The organism is Streptococcus pseudopneumoniae IS7493 (assembly GCF_000221985.1).
Taxonomy (GTDB): Bacteria; Bacillota; Bacilli; order Lactobacillales; family Streptococcaceae; genus Streptococcus; species Streptococcus pseudopneumoniae.
Genome location: NC_015875.1, coordinates 1 through 18,446, shown reverse-complemented (window position 1 = coordinate 18,446; position 18,446 = coordinate 1). Strand labels below are relative to the sequence as shown.

Sequence of the window (18,446 nt, the reverse complement as noted above, 5' to 3'; positions counted from 1 at the left end):
CACCACCTTTCAAACAATCAAAAAAAGCCACACGATGTGCGACCTTTTCAAGACCTCTCACAGGCTTTGCAGGAATCGAACCCGCGATAACAGTTTTGGAGACTGTTGTGTTACCGCTACACTAAAAGCCTTTTTTTAAATGCAAGACGACTACTACCTTGCGTGTGTATTAAATTTTGACTTCTTTTTTATTTTTTGTAGTCTTTACAACCTCTGAAGGAATCAAACCCTCTAGCTTATAACTTATCCGGAGTATAATTAGCTACGCAATCATGCAAGGTCTAGTCGCTCCGCAACCATTTGTAAATTAATGAGTGATATATGAATGCTAAGCCTACTGCCTACCCCATTCTGGGACACAAACACTCAAATGACAGCAGCTGGAATCGAACCAACTGGTCTAGCAGTAAAACGCACGTTTGGTAAAAGTTTCAAGGAGACCCAAACAACCTGCTAACCTGTCCTTACTGTCTAAGAGGCCGAAACCTCGGAAAAATATAATAAATTATAAAGGAGACGTCAATTGACCTATCACTTGACAATACTATTCTACCATGTAAAATAAGCCATTTCCTAGCAATTTACTTGCAAATATCTCCCAAAAATTTACGAAAGACAATCAGCTTACCTTTTCGATAGGCTTCCGCAAATTCCAAAGCACCTCTGCTAAGCATGCGGTAGAACTCACTTTCAGAATAGCCTAAGTCCATATAGATAGCCTTGTCTGATAATTGGATTTTCATATCCATGTACTTCTTTGCGATAACCTGCCGAACGTATGGATCCATGATGCAATTCACTGCTCTTTCAATCTCCAAAACCTCTGCCTCTGCATCCACATGTTCGATAACCATATTCTCAGTAGCTGTGTTCTTACCAGTAAATGTCTTTGGTTCAAATGAGTAGGTCGTTGTAATTTTAGGCAAATACTCAGCGCCTGCCATTCGGACATACGAGCGATAACTCTCTAGAACGTCATATACATTTTTTTTGGTAAATTGCACGTCAACGCTTTTTAATAACCTCACAACATCGCTCCTTTATGATATAATATTTTTAGCGAACATATCACAAAGAAGTCAGCTGTGCTGGCTTTTTTCTTGCCTTGCTCCCTTTTTAGGTGTATACTGTATGTATACAAAATAAAGGAGAAACAAATGAATACTGTTAAAACTCGTAAGGTTGGGAACTCTGTCACTGTGACCATTCCCAAAACACTCAATGTTCCAGAAGGTCAGGAAATGTTTGTCTACAAGGGTGTAGATAATGTCATTGTCCTAGCTCCAAAAATTCCAGACCCATTTAGCGGCGATGCAGACCTACGCATGGAAGATGACTTTGAAGGGGTAAAATTCCTTGACAGCGAAATATGATTACATTCCAGAAAAACAGGACATCATCTGGATTGACTTCGACCCGTCTGTTGGACGTGAGATTCAGAAACGCCGTCCTGCTATTGTCGTCTCGCGTAGAGAATATTCGGAGCGGACGGGATTTGTTGCTGTATGCCCTATTACACACGGTCAAAGCAGACTAGAAGAACAAGGCCTGCTCGTTCCTGTGCGTTCCAATAAGGTAGATGGCTCTGTCAATCCACTCCAACTCTATACTTTTGACTTTAGAGAGCGCAAGGCTCAAAAAATCACAACCATGGATACAACCAGTTTTCAGAAGGTTGTCCAACTCTACAACTTCATCTTCGAAGCCTAGTCCTTATGGATTGGGCTTTTTTAGTTCTTCTCTAATTCCTCAATCAACCAATCAAGGTTCTTACGTGCTTTCTTCAGGTCTTCCAGACCGTTTTTCTTTTGAAACCGTAGCATATACTTGATTGCGTTGCCCCAAAAGAAAGCAGACGCTCCGGAAAGGCTCCCAACGAAGTTATGCACAACATCGATAGCCTCAAGACCGTTTGCACCTTGGTAGTGGCTTGGTTTGTTTATATTGTCAATTATTTCTGGGTTCATTCCTTATCCTCCAAAAGTTCTGGGTTTTCGTAGATATTGCCAATGACTTCATAATTCTTGCGAATATCTTCATAGTCCATAGCTTGAAACCATTCATCATCATAACTAGAATTAAGGTGAAACCCGATATTTTTTATTTTATATCCAAAATCTTCCTCATAAATCCATTTACCAAATTTGACTACGCTGGGCATTCCACTATTCCTAGAAACCACATCCTCCTCGAAAATCTCCACCCCGTTCTTATCCTTGAGTCCTGTTGATTGCATGAGGATCAATTCTGACTTTTCGATAGGAATAAGAAGTTTGGAGTCCGATGTTGGTTTTTCCATGTTGCAAATCAAGCCGTTATCTGTGATAAAAAAATGTTCTACGAATTTCTTTTCTACGCTATCCCACACTCTAAATTTTGGTGTCATGCCAAATCCTCCTCCTTCACAAAGCTGCCATCAATCCAACGACCCTTGCGATCTTTGATTTCTTGGTATGCCAGTTCAAAACACTCTTCAAAATCATAACCTAGCGACTTGCTGATTGATTTTAGATGACCAATCAATAGAGTCAATGATTTTATACGTAAGGTCATAAGTTTCAGATGTTGTTCTGTTTGAATGTTGCTAATACATGTATTTGCGTACGCGAATGATGTCATAATATCGTTCTTTCTAACATTCTTCGACTCTTCAAAAATACTATCCAAATCCACTTTGCTCAACAATCCCAGACCGACAATCACGACTGCGCAATCTCCAATGCTATCCTTGGTCAGCTTCTCATTCTTCTTGAGATAGCCTGCGCACAACTCACCGAACTCTTCGCTAAGTTTTAATGACTGCTTGTCTAGTCGTCCACCGTTTTCTAAATCACGGTCAATAAACCATTGTTTGACTTTTTCTAGTGTGTTCATAGTAGTACCTCATCCCCTACTCTAATCTTCTCATACACGTCCTTAGTAACTACGAAAATGCCGTAGTCACGAATAGTAAGCGTATATAGCTTGCCGTGTCGTCCTTTCTCGACGACCTTACCAAAAATCTCAGCGCCTGCGTTATCCGCCTTATAGATAACCAGCGGCTTCTTCTCTTCCAAATCTCGAATCCTGTCCATCTGCCAGATGTTTAGTCCAGCAGATACCAGAATCCAGATTGCTATGAATCGTTTCAATCTATGACCTCCTCCTTCAATTTAAGCTCAATCTCTAAGTAAAAGCTTTGATCAGGTATCTCCAGTATCGCTGTAGTGGTTTTACCATCAGAACCCACGATAACTTCTCCGATTGCCAAAACTAAGTCTCGAATTGTGCTATTTAGCGTAAGGCTCATCACTCCACGTCCCTCCACAAACCCATCCGTGGAAACTCACATCTTTCAAACAATATCTTCAGAAAAATAAAAAGGATTATGAAGAGTTTACTAGTGAGGAGCTTCATTCTCCTCAGCTACAAGTATAATCTATTTCTCGCTAAATGGGAAGCTGTTCCTTAAAGGAAATCACTCTATCCCTTACATTTAGGAGAGAGAAAGTAAGGAGTCTAAGACAAGCATTTCATTTGATAAGAGGCTTGGAGTTGTGAGGCTAGAGAGCCAAGGCTAAGACTAGCCTTGGTTTAGCTGAAAAAACAGCTTCAAGGGTTCCTCGTGTCAAATGAAAGCAAAATAATTGCCCTCAATCTCACCATTTTTTGGGGCATCATCACTTTCGATTGACACACCTTTTCCTATTTTTTTCATTTTTTTGCATTGCTTCTTACCGGCTACGGATGTCAAACTCTTTAAACACAATACGTAAGTCTCTTAACACTCTTTGACGCCCTCGGAATCGTTCATTTCTTAAAATGCGTTCTAGCTCTTCTTGTTTCTCTTTACTTTGTTTGTTTCTATAATCTCTTAGTGTTTCATAAAAGAGATAATAGTCATCTATCCACAGACCTCCCTCGCTTATACGATGACTAATCTCACCTACTTCTTCATATGGTTCTTTATTATATCTTCGTTTGTAGCTTTCTTGTTTACGGATATAGTCTAGAATTCGATTCCGAAACTTAGTCTTAAAATATTTCCTTAAACGAGAGATATCTTCTACTAATCCTTCTTCTTTACTAATCAATTCATATAGACATATCATTCCCTCTTGGTCCCAATCCGACAATTCCCATAAATGAAGGTAATATTCATTTCTACACTTATACACAGTCCCTTGGACTTCTTCATACAATTCTTTAATCATAATTTTCCCCTTTCTAGATACAGTCTAACAGATTAGAAACACTTTTGGTACATTTCATCCATTCTGCACCCTTTAGCTCCTCAACTGCACAAAAAAGAGAGGTCTTGCCTCTCTTTGGGTTATTTTTCATCATTCATTTTTGACTTTACTTCATCATAAGATAATGCATGAGATTCCTCTTCTACTGCTTCAGGCATCTTTCCTGTTTCATAGAGAGATTTAATTTGTGTACTATCCAATGTTTCGTATTTCAATAGTGCTTCTGCAATCAACTTGTGAGTTTCACGATTTGACTGAATAATTTCAGCAGCTTTATTTCGTGCTTCATTCAATAATAAACGAACCTCTTCGTCAATTTCATAAGCTGTTTGTTCTGAAATTGATTTTTGAGGACTCTGTGCACCAAACATAGCATGATTTCCTTCATATTGTACTGGGCCAAGTTTTTCACTCATACCGTACTCTGTAACCATTGCACGCGCCATTTGTGTCGCCTGTTCAAAGTCGTTTGAAGCTCCTGTAGTTTGGACATTAAAGATAATTTCTTCAGCTACACGTCCACCCATTAAGCCAGCCAATTGCTCTTTCATATCTTCTTTAGATAGAAGCATTTGATCTTCTTTAGGAAGTGCAATCATGTATCCGCCTGCACGGCCTCTTGGTACAATTGTAACCTTATGAACAACGCGGGCATTCGATAAGACTAGGCCAACAATGGTATGTCCTGCCTCATGGTAGGCAACCAATTCACGTTCTTTTTGTGAAACTGTCTTATCTTTCTTAGAAGGTCCAGCAATCACTCTATCTTCTGCTTCATCAATATCTGAAGCATCAATTATCGATTTATTGCGACGAGCAGCAACCAAGGCTGCTTCATTCAAGACATTCTCTAAATCAGCACCAACAAAGCCTGGAGTTTGTTGAGCCACTAATTTCAAATCAACATCTTCTGCTAAAGGCTTGTTCTTAGCATGAACTTTCAAGATTGCTTCACGACCTTTAACATCAGGGCGACCAACCAATACTTTTCTATCAAAACGTCCTGGACGTAAAAGGGCAGGGTCTAGTACATCTGAACGGTTTGTCGCAGCAATGACGATAATCCCTTCATTTCCCTCAAAACCATCCATCTCAATCAAGAGTTGGTTCAAGGTTTGCTCACGTTCATCATTTCCTCCACCGAGGCCGACACCACGTTGGCGACCAACAGCATCAATTTCATCGATAAAGATGATAGCTGGCGCTGCTTTTTTGGCATCTTCAAAAAGAGAACGAACACGACTAGCTCCAACTCCGACAAACATTTCTACAAAATCAGAACCTGAGATACTCAAGAATGGAACACCTGCTTCTCCGGCGACTGCTTTAGCAAGCAAAGTTTTACCTGTTCCCGGAGGTCCCTCCAGAAGGACACCTGCTGGAATACGAGCCCCAAGTTTTGTAAATCGTTTTGGATCTTTTAAGAATTCAACAACTTCAACTAGTTCTTGTTTTTCTTCCTCAGCTCCAGCAACATCTGAAAATCTTACTTTAATATCTTCTTTATTTGCAGCTTTAGCCTTACTACGTCCAAAACTCATTGGATTACGGCCATTTCCTCCTCCCATATTTCCCATCATAGAGAATAGGAAGAAGAATAGAATTCCAAATGGCACAATGGATACGAGTAGATTAATCCACATACCACTTGAACTTTCATGCTTAACAGTTACTTCTGCTTTATGGTCAGTAGCAAGTTTTTGCAATTCTGATACGGTAGTATCTGCAGGAAGAATAGTGCTGGTAAATTTCTCTACCTTAGTAACAGATGGCGTGAAAAACTGAATGCCTGTTTCTTCTCTACTTGTTTTAGGATTTTTATAAACACCCGAAACTTCGATAACACTGCCATTTGGTTGGTAGGTTAATTCTTTTACATTGTCATCGGTAATTTCTTTTACCAATTCTGTATAATTAATTTGCTCACTTTTCCCTGCAACACTACCTGTACTAAAATACTGGTAAGCTGTAACTAGGAAAAAAATAAGTAATAACCATAGAAATGGATTTTTAATTAAACCATTATTTTGTTTTTTCATTAAAAATTATTCTTTCTAATTTGAATACACTTCTTCTTTCAATACTCCAACATAAGGAAGATTACGATAATTTTCTTTGTAGTCTAAACCATAACCTACTACAAACTCATTTGGGATAGTAAAGCAGGTATAGTCTGCCTCAATTTCTACAACACGTCCTTCTGGTTTATCCAACAAGGTTGCAATCTTAACAGAAGCTGCTTCTCTTGCAATAAACATATCTCGCAAATTCTTCAAAGTTTGACCTGTATCAATGATATCTTCTACAAATAGAACATGTCTTCCTTTGATATCTTGAGTCACATCTTGTTTAATATTGATAACACCACTACTTGCTGTTCCACCATGGTAGCTAGAAACCATCATGAAGTCCATTTCAATATGTGTATCAATATGTTTAACCAATTCAGCCATAAAAGGAATAGATCCTTTTAAAATCCCGACTAAGATTGGATTTTTTCCTGCATAGTCTTTAGTGAGTTGAGCACCTAATTTTTTAGCAGCTTCTGTAATTTCATCGTGTGAAACGAGAATTTTTTTAATATCGTTTTCTAACATTTTTTTACCTATCTATTTTTTCTATATAAAGTACAGTGTTCATTATATCATTTTTCGTGTTTTTACTCAAATTACTGGTCGCAATTCCCAAAATTGAGACAATTTCACCAAATTGCTCAATAATCAGAGCAGATTTTCGCTTTTCCATAGGGATTTTCAAATCAATAAATAAACGTCTGAGTTTTTTTCTATGCCCATTTTGAATCAAAACATCTCCTGTTTTTCGATGACGAATGTGTATGGATGTTTCACGTGAAACAGGTATTTGTTGAATTGATTCACCTTCTAATGGAAGTCCAAAAGAAAATAAATATCCTTGATAAGCTACCTGATTTTGATAGTGTAACACAAGTTCATCTTCCTTTTCATCAGCCTGCGGACTGATTTTACAAATCTGAAACTGTTGGTACTCTTTTATCAATTCATAGCCATTTTTAATCGGATGACGATACTGGCTTTTAGATTTTAAAATCTGCTGAACTTCAGCAAACTGAGCTTTTGTAAGATTCAAATCTGGAAAACGATTCAGATAAGTTTGAAGTAAAACTCTTTGTGTAGACTCAGAGTAAGAAAATAACTGCTGTAAATCTTCCACATTAATATTGTTAGATAATTCAGCTATTGCCAAATCATAATCTAAAATTTCATTGCCAATGCCTAAGATTGCATCCCTAAATCGAGGATTTTCTTTTTCCAATTCTGGTAAGTAAGAGTTTCGAATACGATTTCGAAAATAATGATTCTCCTGATTTGATGTATCTTCAAAGTGAAAAATTGATGGAAAGTCTTTTTTCTGAAAATGCAAGAAGGGACGAATGATTTCTATCTCTCCGACTACTTGCTTCTCCTTAATTCCTGATAGATAGCGCAAGCGAGTACCTCGAATCAAGCGCATCAAAATCGTTTCCACCTGGTCATCCGCATGGTGGGCAGTGACTAAGGCTGTCGCACCTGTCTTTTTCATGACCTCTTGAAAAAAATCATAGCGAAAATTTCGTGCACGCGCTTCTGAAAATTCTCCTGAAAAATTGCTGACATAAATAGGAAGTCCAAATTCAGCAGCCAACTTCCTTAATTCCTGTTCTTCCCAATCTGATTCAATTCTCTGCTTATGATTCACATGAGCCAGAATCAATTCAATCTCTAACTCTTTTTGATAAGTAAACAATACCTTAAATAGAAACATAGAATCTAATCCACCAGAAAGAGCTAGCACCACCTTAGTATGCTTTTTAAAATATCCTCTCTTGAGAAAATGATTTAAAAAATCTTGTTCTCTCATTTTAGAACCTCATAAACATCCTTGGCTATCTGAGAAATCGTATCATAATCAGAATTCTTAGTGAAAATAGAAAGAATAAATGGAAAATCTGCGTAGATAACACCCGTATCATGCTTAAATTCGTCCGCATCCCCAATTTTATGAGCTACCTTCACAGAAACACCTTTGGCAATTCGCTGATTATCAAAATCTGTTTTAGTCAAAGACTCTAGCACAAATCCATTTTGATTATAAATAGCTTCCATGACCTTCCCGGCCATCTTGGAAGAAATCAATTTTTCTTTTGGATTCCAATCATCTCCCATAATGGCAGACATCTTGGATTTGAATGTGGCATCAGATTGGTTTGAAATGTAATAACCCAATAGATTATGAGCTACATTATCAGATTCTTTAGATACTTTTGTGATTAAGTCCTTGAGAGAATACTCTTTATTATCCTCTTTTTTAGGAAGACTACCACTTCCCTCTGGTTTATAAGAACCTGGAAAATCATTGACTGCAGATACGTATTTTACAGTCGTATCTAACTGATAAAGACCATCATTTATTTTTTCTTGCGCATAATAGAGATAAGGGAGTTTCAAAACGCTAGCTGCATACATCTTTTCATCTTGATTGATACCTGCTTCTTTTCCAGTAGTCAGTTGCTTAACATAAATAGAGAATGAATCCTTCTGATATTTTTCCGATAACATTTCTTGGACTTTACTCATCCGATTATCTTCTTCAGAAGTTGATTCTTTAGCTACCCATCCAACCTGATCAATATGTAGAAATTCTCTTCCTTCTACAAACATGGTTTTGTCGATTGATACTTGCGAATAAGCTGATAAGGATGATTTCACTTCTTTTAAATCATAAGGGCTATTATACAGTTTAAAGTCAGATTCTAACCATACTTTTTTTATTGTTGAAGTTACCTCTGACTGATCATATAAAAATCGTTTGTCCGCAGCTATAAATTGATGATTTGATAGCTTAAATACCGGAATTCCTTGTTTATTTAAGCGCCACTCGGTTATTTGAAAACTTGTTTTAGGAGTCAATTTTCCAGATTCCACTACTAAATCTTCATTCGCATAGACAGGAACTTCTCCATAAACCATAGGAGAACTTAGCTTTTCTCTAAAATAAATACCAAAGTCAGATTGTGAAAGGTAATAAATTTCTTTCGAAGTATAGACGACTTCTTTTTCTGTGCTAACGACTTTTGAGATGGTCAAAAAACTCGGTAGCAACAAAATAATTAAGAATTTACGCATTCTTCCTTTCCTTTTCTTCTTGTAAACGCAATAATTGATTTTTATCAGCCAATTCTTCCAGCTTTTCATCTGATAAACTCAAAAATTGCTCAATTACATCTAATAAATTTTCCATTTTATCACCTTTGAAGCAAGTCAGGAATCGTATAAACTATTTCCCTCGACTTAGAATAATAGTACTTCGCTCGTGTATATTTGGCAGCATAATCCTCATCTTTCAACTTGGTAGCAAATGCTGTCTCCTTATCCTTTTCATCACTCAAGGTTTGATACTGAGTTTGCAAGTCTGCTAATTGCTGACGTCTTTGGAGTAATTGCTGATAGCTCTGCGCTAAATTAAAAGTTGGCAAGATAAATAATAGCATAATCAAAATCAATACCCACCCCATAAAACGATTCCGTTTTTGTCGTTCTTTCATCAGGTAGCGACGACGTTGGTGTTCATTTTGAATAAAAGAATTATTCAATTGTACAATATTTTTAGACATTTTCTTCTACCCGTGTTTCACTGATAATTTCATACATGCCTGCTGCATCTTCTTTTTTTGTACTATCTTTCATCTCCAGTACTTTTACAAGTAGCAACTTATTGCCAAAGCGAATTTCAACTTGGTCATTAACTTTCAAATCCGTTGAACTTTTGGCCAAGATTCCATTAACCTTAATTCTGCCTTTATCTGCTACTTCCTTTGCGACTGTACGACGCTTGATAATTCGTGATACTTTTAAATATTTGTCTAATCTCATCCTTATTACCTCAACTTATTATTGTACCATTTTTATCTACTTTATAGAAGAAAAATATCAAATGGAATTTTCTTTCTTAGACTCTTTTATCTCTAATAAACTTTCTCCAAAAATCAGCAGACCTTCTAAAATTTCATAATCTTTCTTATTTCGGACATCAAATACAAGCTCCATTGATCCCTTATTCTCAGCGATGCCTGCTTTTAAGTTCGTTGCGGATAAAGATTTAAAATAATCTTGAGCTAAAAACAGTCGTTGAGTGACTTTTTCAAATTGAATTGTAATTTTATTATCTTTTCTTTCCACACGTTGAACAAAGACCTTGTCCAAATATGACTTGACTAAACCAATCTCTAAAAGATAAGCAACTACATCTGGGTATTCTCCAAAACGGTCTATCAACTCCTCTTGTAACTCTTCATAATTGACACAGCTGTCAATTTGACGAATTTTCTTGTAAATTTCAATCTTATGTCGTTGGTCAGAAATATAAGTATCAGGAAGATAGGCATCAATTTGCAAAATCAACTCAGCATTCCCTTTGGTTCTTGTGTTAGCGTTAGCATTACCGTTTCGTTTAGCAATAGCTTCCTCTAGTAACTGTGAATACAATTCAAAACCAACAGAATCAATGAAACCAGACTGGGATTTTCCTAGGAGATTCCCTGCTCCACGAATCGAAAGATCTCGCATAGCAATCTTAAATCCAGAGCCCAATTCTGTAAATCCTTTGATTGCCTCTAATCTCTTTTCAGAGACTTCACTGATTGATTTTTCTGGACGATACATGAGATAGGCATAAGCAATACGATTACTACGACCGACTCTTCCTCTTAACTGATACAAGGTTGACAAACCCATATGGTCCGCATTTTCAATAAACAAAGTATTGGCATTTGGAATGTCCACCCCTGTCTCAATAATGGTAGTCGTCACCAAGATATCGTATTGTCCCTCAATAAAGTCTAGTAGAGTATTTTCCAACTGGATTTCACTCATTCTACCATGAACATAACCAATCGAAGCCTCTGGAATCAACTCCTGTAATTCTGAAACCTTCTGGTCAATCGTGTCAACTTTGTTGTAAAGGTAGTAAACTTGACCTCCACGCTCCATTTCACGCAAAACAGCATCACGAATGACACTATCATTCTTTTCCAAAACATATGTCTGAACAGGATAACGATTAGTCGGCGGAGTTTCAATAACAGACAAATCTCTGATTCCCAACATAGACATATGGAGGGTACGAGGGATTGGAGTAGCGGTCAAAGTTAGGACATCCACTTGTTTCTTCAACTCTTTCAAGGTTTCCTTGTGCTTGACACCAAATCGTTGTTCTTCATCAATAATCATCAAGCCCAAATCAGCAAACACAACATCTTTTGACAAAACACGATGGGTTCCAATCAAAATATCAACTTGACCGTTTTTTAATTTTTCAAGTGTTTCAGTCTGCTCTTTTTTACTTCTAAAGCGACTCAATACATCAATATTAACTGCAAAATTTTGGAATCGTTCCTTAAAATTTGTATAGTGCTGTTGCGCTAAAACCGTCGTCGGAACTAAGACGACAGCCTGTTTGTGATCATTGACTGCCTTAAAGGCTGCACGCATAGCAACTTCAGTCTTTCCAAAACCAACATCCCCAACTAAAAGTCTATCCATTGGCTGAGAAGCCTGCATATCTCTCTTGATTTCCTCAATACTACGAAGTTGATCATCCGTTTCAACATAAGGGAAAGCATCATCAAAGGCATCTTGATCTTCATTATCAGCTGAAAAAGCAAAACCCTTCAACTGGTTACGTTCAGAGTAGAGTTTAATTAAATCGTCAGCTATATCCTCTACCTGGTTCTTAACCTTTTGCTTGGCCTTTTTAAAATGACCGTCATTTAATTTATTGAGCTTTGGAGCTTTCCCATCACTTGAAACATATTTAGACAGTAGATGAATCTGTTCTACTGGGATAGAGATTTGATCCCCGTTTTGGTATTGAACACTAACATAATCACGGTGAATCCCCTTGATTTCAATTGTTTCAATTCCTAGATATTGACCAATCCCATGAATATGGTGAACAACGTAATCTCCTTTTTCAAGTTCATTGTAATCTTTTAATCTCTCTGCGTTTGAAACATGCTGTCTTCGAAAACGACGTTTCAATTTCTTTTGAAAAATCTCATGTTCAGTTATCAATAAAATCTTTTCATCTACAAAATGAAAACCATGTCTTAGGTTACTCTCAATTAAGTTTACAGATTGTTGATAGATTCTTGACTTATCTCTGGAATCCAATTTAATCTGATATTCCTCTAACATATCCTCCAATGTTTTACTTCCCATTGAATTGCTAGATTGCAGGATAATAGTGTAATCCATTTTTTTGTATCGTTCAATTTCTTCTTTTAAAAAAGAAAATTGATTGAAAAACTCCTGCATAGGATATTGATTAAATTGATAAATTTGGTCAAACTTGAGATTTCCTAGTCCCTTTTGAAGATTAGAGAAAAAAGTCACCGGACTTTGTTTTTTATAGATTTGTTCAATATCAGCAAAATACTGCATATCAGAAAATGCTTTACTATTCTGTAATTCTTCTGTAAAGTACTGCGCTAATTCTCTTTCAAAGACTTCATACTGATTCATCAATTTTTGATAATCATCAAAGAATATTGGTATGTTTTTTTCAATATAATCAAATACAGTCCATGTCTTATCATAGCATAAAGATAAAAATTTCCGTGAATCAGAATGCATTTGTTTTTGGTGAAAACTTGAAAGAATTTCTTCTAAGTATGATTTTAAAATAGGTGATAACGTTTTTGAAATCTGTTTTTCTAAAGCTGACTGACCTCGTTGATAATCCTTTTCTCTCAAAATTATGTCGCTAGCTGGAAATATGGTGAGTTCTGTCTTATTTTCTTTCGATAATTGTGTTTCTACTTCAAATGACCTGATACCATCAATTTCATCACCAAAAAACTCAATTCGGCAAGGTTCTAACTGGGATATTTCAAAAATATCTAAAATATCTCCTCGAAGACTAAATTCGCCTTGAGTTTGTACTTGTGTAACTTTTCGATAGCCAATTTCCTTCAACTGATGGATAATCGCGTGTTGATCATATTCTTCACCGATTGAGATTTTTACAATACTATCTTTGAATACATTTGGAGACGGTAAAATCAATCGACTTGCTGCGATATTACAAACTAAAATCCCTTTCTTAGATGAATCAGTCAAAAAACGCAAGGCTTCAACCCGTGAAATGATTTTTTCTTGTGAAGACATCAAAAATTCTACCATAGGGGAGTCATCTACCAAAAATGGATAGACAAATTCCTCACCCAAGATAGATAGAAGATCACTAACAAGTCCTTCTGCTTCTCCATAAGTTGACGTCAATAACACAATCTTATCTTCCTGTCTCAAACTACTAGCTATTGCTAAAGCTTTTGTAGAAGTTGACAAACCTAACATTAATTGTCTTTTCTTATCTGTCAGATTTTGATGCCATTTTTTTATCTGATCATTTTCTGAGAATAAATCTAATAAGGTCACCATTTATCCGTTATACCTCTGCATCGTTTTTTCAAAGTTTTTCTCTTGTAAATAGTAGTTTACAGAGTCGTCAACTTTGTCAATAGACTGTAAAATACCGATATAATCATCCTTGTCAAAGGTACTCAAAACATGGTTAACAACTGACATGCCATTTTTAGGTCTTCCGATTCCAATCTTAACACGATTAAAGGTTTGGGTTCCAATATGTTGAATAATAGACTTGATACCATTATGACCACCTGCTGAACCTTTTGCTCTTAAACGAATCTTTCCAACTTCCATGTCAAGATCATCGTAAATGATGAGTAAATCTTCAATATCCAAACCATAATAAGTCAATAAAGCATGAACCGCTTTTCCACTTTCATTCATAAATGTCGTTGGTTTGACAAGATAAATTTTTTCTCCATTTAGGAAAAAGGATGCTAGGTCAGCTTGAAATATCTTATCATGTGTAAAAGTGACATTTTGTTTTTTCGCTAGTTGGTCAATCAACATAAATCCAACATTGTGTTTTGTTTCAAAATATTTATCTCCTGGATTTCCCAAGCCTACAAGTAATTTGGTCATTTATTTTTCCTTTCAAAAGCCAAAAGGGTTGGAATTTTTTTCCAACCTAATTGACACCATTTATTAATTTTTTAGACATTAAAGCGGAATTCCATGATATCGCCATCTTGAACGATATATTCTTTTCCTTCTTCACGCAAGCGTCCAGCTTCTTTTACGGCCTTTTCAGATCCGTATTTCACTAAATCCTCATATGACATGGTTACTGCACGAATAAATCCTTTTTCAAAGTCTGAGTGGATAATCCCAGCTGCTTGAGGAGCCTTCATACTACGTTTGAAAGTCCAAGCGCGAACTTCTTTTTCACCAGCTGTGAAGTAAGTTCCCAATCCAAGCAAGTGGTAAGCTGCACGCGTCAACTTATCTACACCTGATTCTGTCAAACCAATGGCTTCAAGAAACTCTTTTTTATCTTCATCGTCCAATTCAGAAATTTCTTCCTCAGCACGCGCAGAAATGACGACTACTTCAGCATTTTCTGTCGCTGCAAATTCACGAATTTGTTTGACATAGTCGATAGAGTCAGGTTCTGAAACCACATCCTCGTCAACATTAGCAACATAGAGCACTGGTTTAGTCGTCAAAAGGAAAAGACCTTTTACAACCTTTTGTTCCTCATCTGTAAATTCAATAGTTCGAGCTGATTTCCCATCTTCAAGGACTGGTTTAATCTTTTGAAGAACATTAAACTCAGCTACTGATTCTTTATCTTTTTGCGTACGTGCCATCTTTTCTACACGCGCATATCGTTTGTTCACCGATTCTAAGTCAGCAAGAATCAATTCTAGGTTAATGGTGTCAATATCGGCAAGTGGATCTACAAAGGCGTCTTCACGTCCTTGCTCGCGCATCACATTTTCATCATCAAAAGCACGAACTACGTGAACAATCGCATCTACTTCACGAATATTGGCCAAGAATTTATTCCCTAGCCCTTCTCCTTTTGAAGCTCCTTTTACAATCCCTGCAATATCTGTAAATTCAAATGTTGTTGGCACTGTCTTTTTAGGAGTAATCATTTCAGTTAGTTTTTGTAGGCGTTCATCTGGAACTTCAACCATTCCAACGTTTGGATCAATCGTCGCAAATGGGTAGTTTGCTGCCTCTGCTCCTGCTTTTGTAATTGCATTAAATAGTGTTGATTTACCAACGTTTGGCAAACCAACGATACCTGCTGTCAAAGCCATATTTCTCATTCTCCGTTTTCATTTCAATCCCTAATATTATAACACAAAAAGGTAAAACTTGCTAACCCCCTAACTAAGGGTTCTCAGTCAATGATTTTATTCATTTTTCGATCAAAATCATAGCGTCCCATCATGACAACATGGTCACAATTACTGCATTGGATTTTGATATCTGCCCCTATACGTGTAATTTCCCAACGATTTGCTTTTTTACCAGTTGACTTGATAGTACAAGCATGTGGTTTTTTCATTTCAACAAAATTTCCAACTTGATACATACTACTCTCCTTTTCTTTTTCGATTATATCATAAAAGAGGCGAGCCAGGCTCAACCTCTTTAACTTAATTTGTACGAACTGGTGTAATGAGCTGCATGAAGTCTTCATCAGTATCTGCTGGAACAAGAGTAAATGGACGAACAGCTGAGATAAAGCTAATGGTCACCTTTTCGCTATTTAAAGCCTTGAGTGAATCAATCAAGTAAGTTGGGTTGAAACTAATAGTCAAATCTTCACCAGTAACCTGATCAGTATCGATTTCTTCGTTTACTTTACCAACTTCTGGAGAGTGAACATGGGCGCTAACAACCCCATCTTTAATTTCAAGTTTCACAGTACCATTTTGAGTAGCACTTGATAAAAGACGAGCACGTTCCATTGACTGGCGTAAGTTTACCACATCAAAAGTAATAGTAGTGTTAAAGTCTGTTGGAATCAAGCGATCTGTATCAGGATAGTTTCCTTCTAGGAGACGAGTATAGAAGCTAATATTTTCGCTTCTAAAGAGGATTTGGTTATTGGCAAAGAAAATCTCTACAGTTTCGATATCATCTGTAAATACCGCTGAAAATTCGCGTAGAGAACGGCTAGGAATTACGACATCAAAATCATCACTATTTTTCTCAAGCGTTAATTTTTTCTGGCTTAGGCGATGAGAGTCTGTTGCAACTGTTTTTAGCTCCTTGTGTTGATTCAATACAAAATGAACACCTGTCAAAATTGGACGACTCTCTTGTGTACTTGCAGCAAAAGCTGTTTCATTGATAATTTTCTTGAGTAATTTTGTTTCAAGAATTAAAGGAGTACTTGCTGAAATTTCTTGGATTCGTGGGTACTGTTCGCTATCTTTTCCTTTTAGGGTAATTTCTGATTTTCCACTGGTTAAAACAATTTGATTTTGTTCAATTTCTTTAAAATCAAGAGTTACATCAGGTAGGCTAGATACCACATTGATAAAGAAAGAAGCTTCAAGAAGGATAGAACCTAAAGAAGTAATTAACAAACCAGCATCTTCATTTTTTTGAGAAATAAAATTTTCAATTGAAATCTGACCATTTGAACCAATTAAAGTAACACCTTCGTTGGTCACGTCAATTTTGACAGTTGATAAAATAGGAATGGCATTTTTAGAACTAATAGCTCTCTTAGTAATATTTAATGCTTGTAGAAATAAATTTTTATTAATTGAAAAATGAATCATGGATTCTCCTTTATTTATTTTTAGTATTAGAAGGATAATAGTAATAATAGAGTCTGTGAAATCTGTGGAAAACAGACTTTAAACAAGTCATATCAAGTTTTTGGGCTTGTTTAAAAAATGTGGATAAAAAAGATAATAAAGTAAAAGTTATCCACAACTTATTTGATTTTCTTTTTGATTGATTCAATTTCTAAGCGTAAATTATCGTCTTCATCAATCAAAGATTTAATTTTAGCATAGGCATGAATAACTGTTGTGTGATCTTTACCACCAAATTCCTTACCAATTTTTGGAAGACTATTATCTGTTAGTTCTCTAGATAAATACATGGCTACTTGACGGGCTAACACAATATTTTGAAGGCGTCTACTTCCCTTCATTTCTTTGACGCTGACACCATAAAAGTTACCAACTTCATTTTGGATTTTGTCAATTGGGATGACGAGAATTTGGCTAACATCTTGTTTTCGAGCTCTAATAGCTTCTGCAGCAATATCAATAGTGATATCCTTGATGTTTTTTACTCTGGCAATTAAAGTGATGTCGTTGATAGCTCCCTCAAGATCTCGAACATTTGAATCAAATTGCCCAGCTAGGTATTCTAGAGTATCACTTTGGAAATTGTAGTCTAAATGTTCCGTTTTACTTTGTAAAATGGCAATACGTGTTTCAAAGTCAGGGGGGGTGATAGTTTGTGTCAATCCCCAACTAAAGCGCGTGACAAGCCTTTCTTCGAGCCCTTCTAAATGCTTTGGACTACGATCACTGGTTAGGACAATCTGTTTTTGCTTGTCATGAAGGGCGTTAAAGGTATTGAAAAATTCTTCCTGAGTTGCAACTTTTTTTCCGCTGAGTGACTGGATATCATCGATTAACAAAAGATCAAGACTACGATAGGTTTTTTTAAACTTTTCCATTTCCCCAAGTCTTAGGTGATCCAGAAAGTCATTGATAAAGCTTTCTGCAGGAATGTATTTAACACGCGCATTTGGAATATTTTTTAGAATTTCATTTCCAATAGCGTTTAACAGGTGAGTCTTACCAAGCCCAGGTCCTCCATAGATAAAAAGAGGGTTATAGGTCAGAGCCAAATCTTCAGAGACAGCCAAAGCAGCTGATACAGCCCAAACGTTTCCATCCCCTTGAATAAAGTTATCAAAGGTATACTTTTCTTTTAATCCCGTATCTGAATAAGGAATAGATACTAACTTTGGACTATAGTCATAAAGAGTTAAATTTGTAGCTTCTTCAACTTGTGAGCTAGCCGTATCTTGAGGTTTAGTGAAAATATAGTGGGGAGTTATCTCAGCATCATAAATTTCAAATCCGGCAACTACAATAATATCTTTTAGTTGTTTTTCCCAGACCATTTCCATTTCAGATCGTGGTAAAAATATAGTGGCAACATTTTCCTCTACCTTGATGAGTTCAGCTTGAATAGCATAGAAATCATACATGGATCGAGTCAGTCTTTCTTGAGCAAATTCTAATATACGATTCCAAAATTGTTTTTCTTTCAA

General features: G+C 36.4%; 21 protein-coding genes and 1 tRNA gene. 2 read left to right on the top strand and 20 right to left on the bottom strand.

Annotation, left to right across the window (positions count from 1 at the left end; genetic code table 11):
* Window positions 1-60: 60 nt before the first annotated feature.
* Together SPPN_RS00110 and SPPN_RS00105 are read right to left on the bottom strand one after the other, a co-directional pair.
* Window positions 61-131 (bottom strand) — tRNA-Trp (locus SPPN_RS00110).
* Window positions 132-581: 450 nt separating this feature from the next.
* Window positions 582-1,028 carry an ArpU family phage packaging/lysis transcriptional regulator gene (locus tag SPPN_RS00105; RefSeq protein ID WP_001237927.1) on the bottom strand — a complete coding sequence of 149 codons (447 nt, stop codon included), beginning with the start codon at window positions 1,026-1,028 and terminating at the stop codon, window positions 582-584.
* 129 nt (window positions 1,029-1,157) lie between these two features.
* Between SPPN_RS00105 and mazE the strand changes: the two genes are divergently transcribed.
* Both mazE and SPPN_RS00095 read left to right on the top strand, forming a co-directional pair.
* Window positions 1,158-1,373: a type II toxin-antitoxin system PemI/MazE family antitoxin gene (gene mazE, locus SPPN_RS00100; protein WP_001098945.1), complete on the top strand. Its 216-nt coding sequence runs from the start codon at window positions 1,158-1,160 to the stop codon at window positions 1,371-1,373.
* On the top strand, window positions 1,357-1,710 hold the full coding sequence (locus SPPN_RS00095; RefSeq protein WP_000125658.1) for a type II toxin-antitoxin system PemK/MazF family toxin: 354 nt from the start codon (window positions 1,357-1,359) through the stop codon (window positions 1,708-1,710). The genes mazE and SPPN_RS00095 overlap by 17 nt, the downstream gene beginning before the upstream one ends.
* A 20-nt stretch (window positions 1,711-1,730) precedes the next feature.
* Here SPPN_RS00095 and SPPN_RS00090 read toward each other — a convergent pair whose 3' ends face one another.
* From SPPN_RS00090 to dnaA, 18 genes are all read right to left on the bottom strand, one after another.
* The gene (locus SPPN_RS00090; RefSeq protein ID WP_001067625.1) at window positions 1,731-1,967 is read right to left on the bottom strand and encodes a DUF3310 domain-containing protein; all 237 of its coding nucleotides are present in this window, start codon (window positions 1,965-1,967) and stop codon (window positions 1,731-1,733) included.
* Entirely contained in the window at window positions 1,964-2,386 is a 423-nt protein-coding gene (locus SPPN_RS00085; RefSeq protein ID WP_000187974.1) for a YopX family protein, read from the bottom strand. The genes SPPN_RS00090 and SPPN_RS00085 overlap by 4 nt, the downstream gene beginning before the upstream one ends.
* A complete protein-coding gene (locus tag SPPN_RS00080) occupies window positions 2,383-2,874 on the bottom strand; it encodes a MazG-like family protein (RefSeq protein WP_001093849.1) in 492 nt (163 codons plus the stop codon). Before SPPN_RS00080 ends, SPPN_RS00085 begins: the two co-directional genes overlap by 4 nt.
* Window positions 2,871-3,131, bottom strand: coding sequence for a DUF1372 family protein (locus SPPN_RS00075; protein ID WP_000819334.1), 261 nt, complete (start codon window positions 3,129-3,131; stop codon window positions 2,871-2,873). The genes SPPN_RS00080 and SPPN_RS00075 overlap by 4 nt, the downstream gene beginning before the upstream one ends.
* 582 nt (window positions 3,132-3,713) lie before the next feature.
* The gene (locus SPPN_RS00070) at window positions 3,714-4,193 is read right to left on the bottom strand and encodes a sigma-70 RNA polymerase sigma factor region 4 domain-containing protein (RefSeq protein ID WP_000588858.1); all 480 of its coding nucleotides are present in this window, start codon (window positions 4,191-4,193) and stop codon (window positions 3,714-3,716) included.
* Window positions 4,194-4,312: 119 nt separating this feature from the next.
* The gene (gene ftsH, locus SPPN_RS00065; protein WP_000744568.1) at window positions 4,313-6,271 is read right to left on the bottom strand and encodes an ATP-dependent zinc metalloprotease FtsH; all 1,959 of its coding nucleotides are present in this window, start codon (window positions 6,269-6,271) and stop codon (window positions 4,313-4,315) included.
* Between the two features lie 15 nt (window positions 6,272-6,286).
* A complete protein-coding gene (hpt, locus tag SPPN_RS00060) occupies window positions 6,287-6,829 on the bottom strand; it encodes a hypoxanthine phosphoribosyltransferase (RefSeq protein WP_000892175.1) in 543 nt (180 codons plus the stop codon).
* 4 nt (window positions 6,830-6,833) lie between these two features.
* On the bottom strand, window positions 6,834-8,111 hold the full coding sequence (gene tilS / locus SPPN_RS00055; RefSeq protein WP_001209058.1) for a tRNA lysidine(34) synthetase TilS: 1,278 nt from the start codon (window positions 8,109-8,111) through the stop codon (window positions 6,834-6,836).
* Complete coding sequence (locus SPPN_RS00050) at window positions 8,108-9,376, bottom strand: serine hydrolase (RefSeq protein WP_001224763.1); 1,269 nt, start codon at window positions 9,374-9,376, stop codon at window positions 8,108-8,110. The genes tilS and SPPN_RS00050 overlap by 4 nt, the downstream gene beginning before the upstream one ends.
* Window positions 9,369-9,491 carry an SP_0009 family protein gene (locus tag SPPN_RS14115; protein WP_000429334.1) on the bottom strand — a complete coding sequence of 41 codons (123 nt, stop codon included), beginning with the start codon at window positions 9,489-9,491 and terminating at the stop codon, window positions 9,369-9,371. The genes SPPN_RS00050 and SPPN_RS14115 overlap by 8 nt, the downstream gene beginning before the upstream one ends.
* A 4-nt stretch (window positions 9,492-9,495) precedes the next feature.
* Entirely contained in the window at window positions 9,496-9,864 is a 369-nt protein-coding gene (locus tag SPPN_RS00040; RefSeq protein ID WP_000041903.1) for a septum formation initiator family protein, read from the bottom strand.
* A complete protein-coding gene (locus tag SPPN_RS00035; RefSeq protein WP_001234978.1) occupies window positions 9,857-10,123 on the bottom strand; it encodes an RNA-binding S4 domain-containing protein in 267 nt (88 codons plus the stop codon). Before SPPN_RS00035 ends, SPPN_RS00040 begins: the two co-directional genes overlap by 8 nt.
* 57 nt (window positions 10,124-10,180) lie before the next feature.
* Window positions 10,181-13,690 carry a transcription-repair coupling factor gene (gene mfd / locus SPPN_RS00030; RefSeq protein WP_000258126.1) on the bottom strand — a complete coding sequence of 1,170 codons (3,510 nt, stop codon included), beginning with the start codon at window positions 13,688-13,690 and terminating at the stop codon, window positions 10,181-10,183.
* Window positions 13,691-14,260 carry an aminoacyl-tRNA hydrolase gene (gene pth, locus SPPN_RS00025; RefSeq protein WP_000163938.1) on the bottom strand — a complete coding sequence of 190 codons (570 nt, stop codon included), beginning with the start codon at window positions 14,258-14,260 and terminating at the stop codon, window positions 13,691-13,693.
* Between the two features lie 71 nt (window positions 14,261-14,331).
* Window positions 14,332-15,447 carry a redox-regulated ATPase YchF gene (ychF, locus tag SPPN_RS00020; RefSeq protein ID WP_001218709.1) on the bottom strand — a complete coding sequence of 372 codons (1,116 nt, stop codon included), beginning with the start codon at window positions 15,445-15,447 and terminating at the stop codon, window positions 14,332-14,334.
* An 83-nt stretch (window positions 15,448-15,530) separates the two neighbouring features.
* On the bottom strand, window positions 15,531-15,725 hold the full coding sequence (locus SPPN_RS00015) for a DUF951 domain-containing protein (RefSeq protein WP_000285182.1): 195 nt from the start codon (window positions 15,723-15,725) through the stop codon (window positions 15,531-15,533).
* A 64-nt stretch (window positions 15,726-15,789) separates the two neighbouring features.
* Window positions 15,790-16,926 carry a DNA polymerase III subunit beta gene (gene dnaN, locus SPPN_RS00010; RefSeq protein ID WP_000581137.1) on the bottom strand — a complete coding sequence of 379 codons (1,137 nt, stop codon included), beginning with the start codon at window positions 16,924-16,926 and terminating at the stop codon, window positions 15,790-15,792.
* A 158-nt stretch (window positions 16,927-17,084) separates the two neighbouring features.
* Window positions 17,085-18,446: a chromosomal replication initiator protein DnaA gene (gene dnaA / locus SPPN_RS00005; RefSeq protein WP_014017163.1), complete on the bottom strand. Its 1,362-nt coding sequence runs from the start codon at window positions 18,444-18,446 to the stop codon at window positions 17,085-17,087.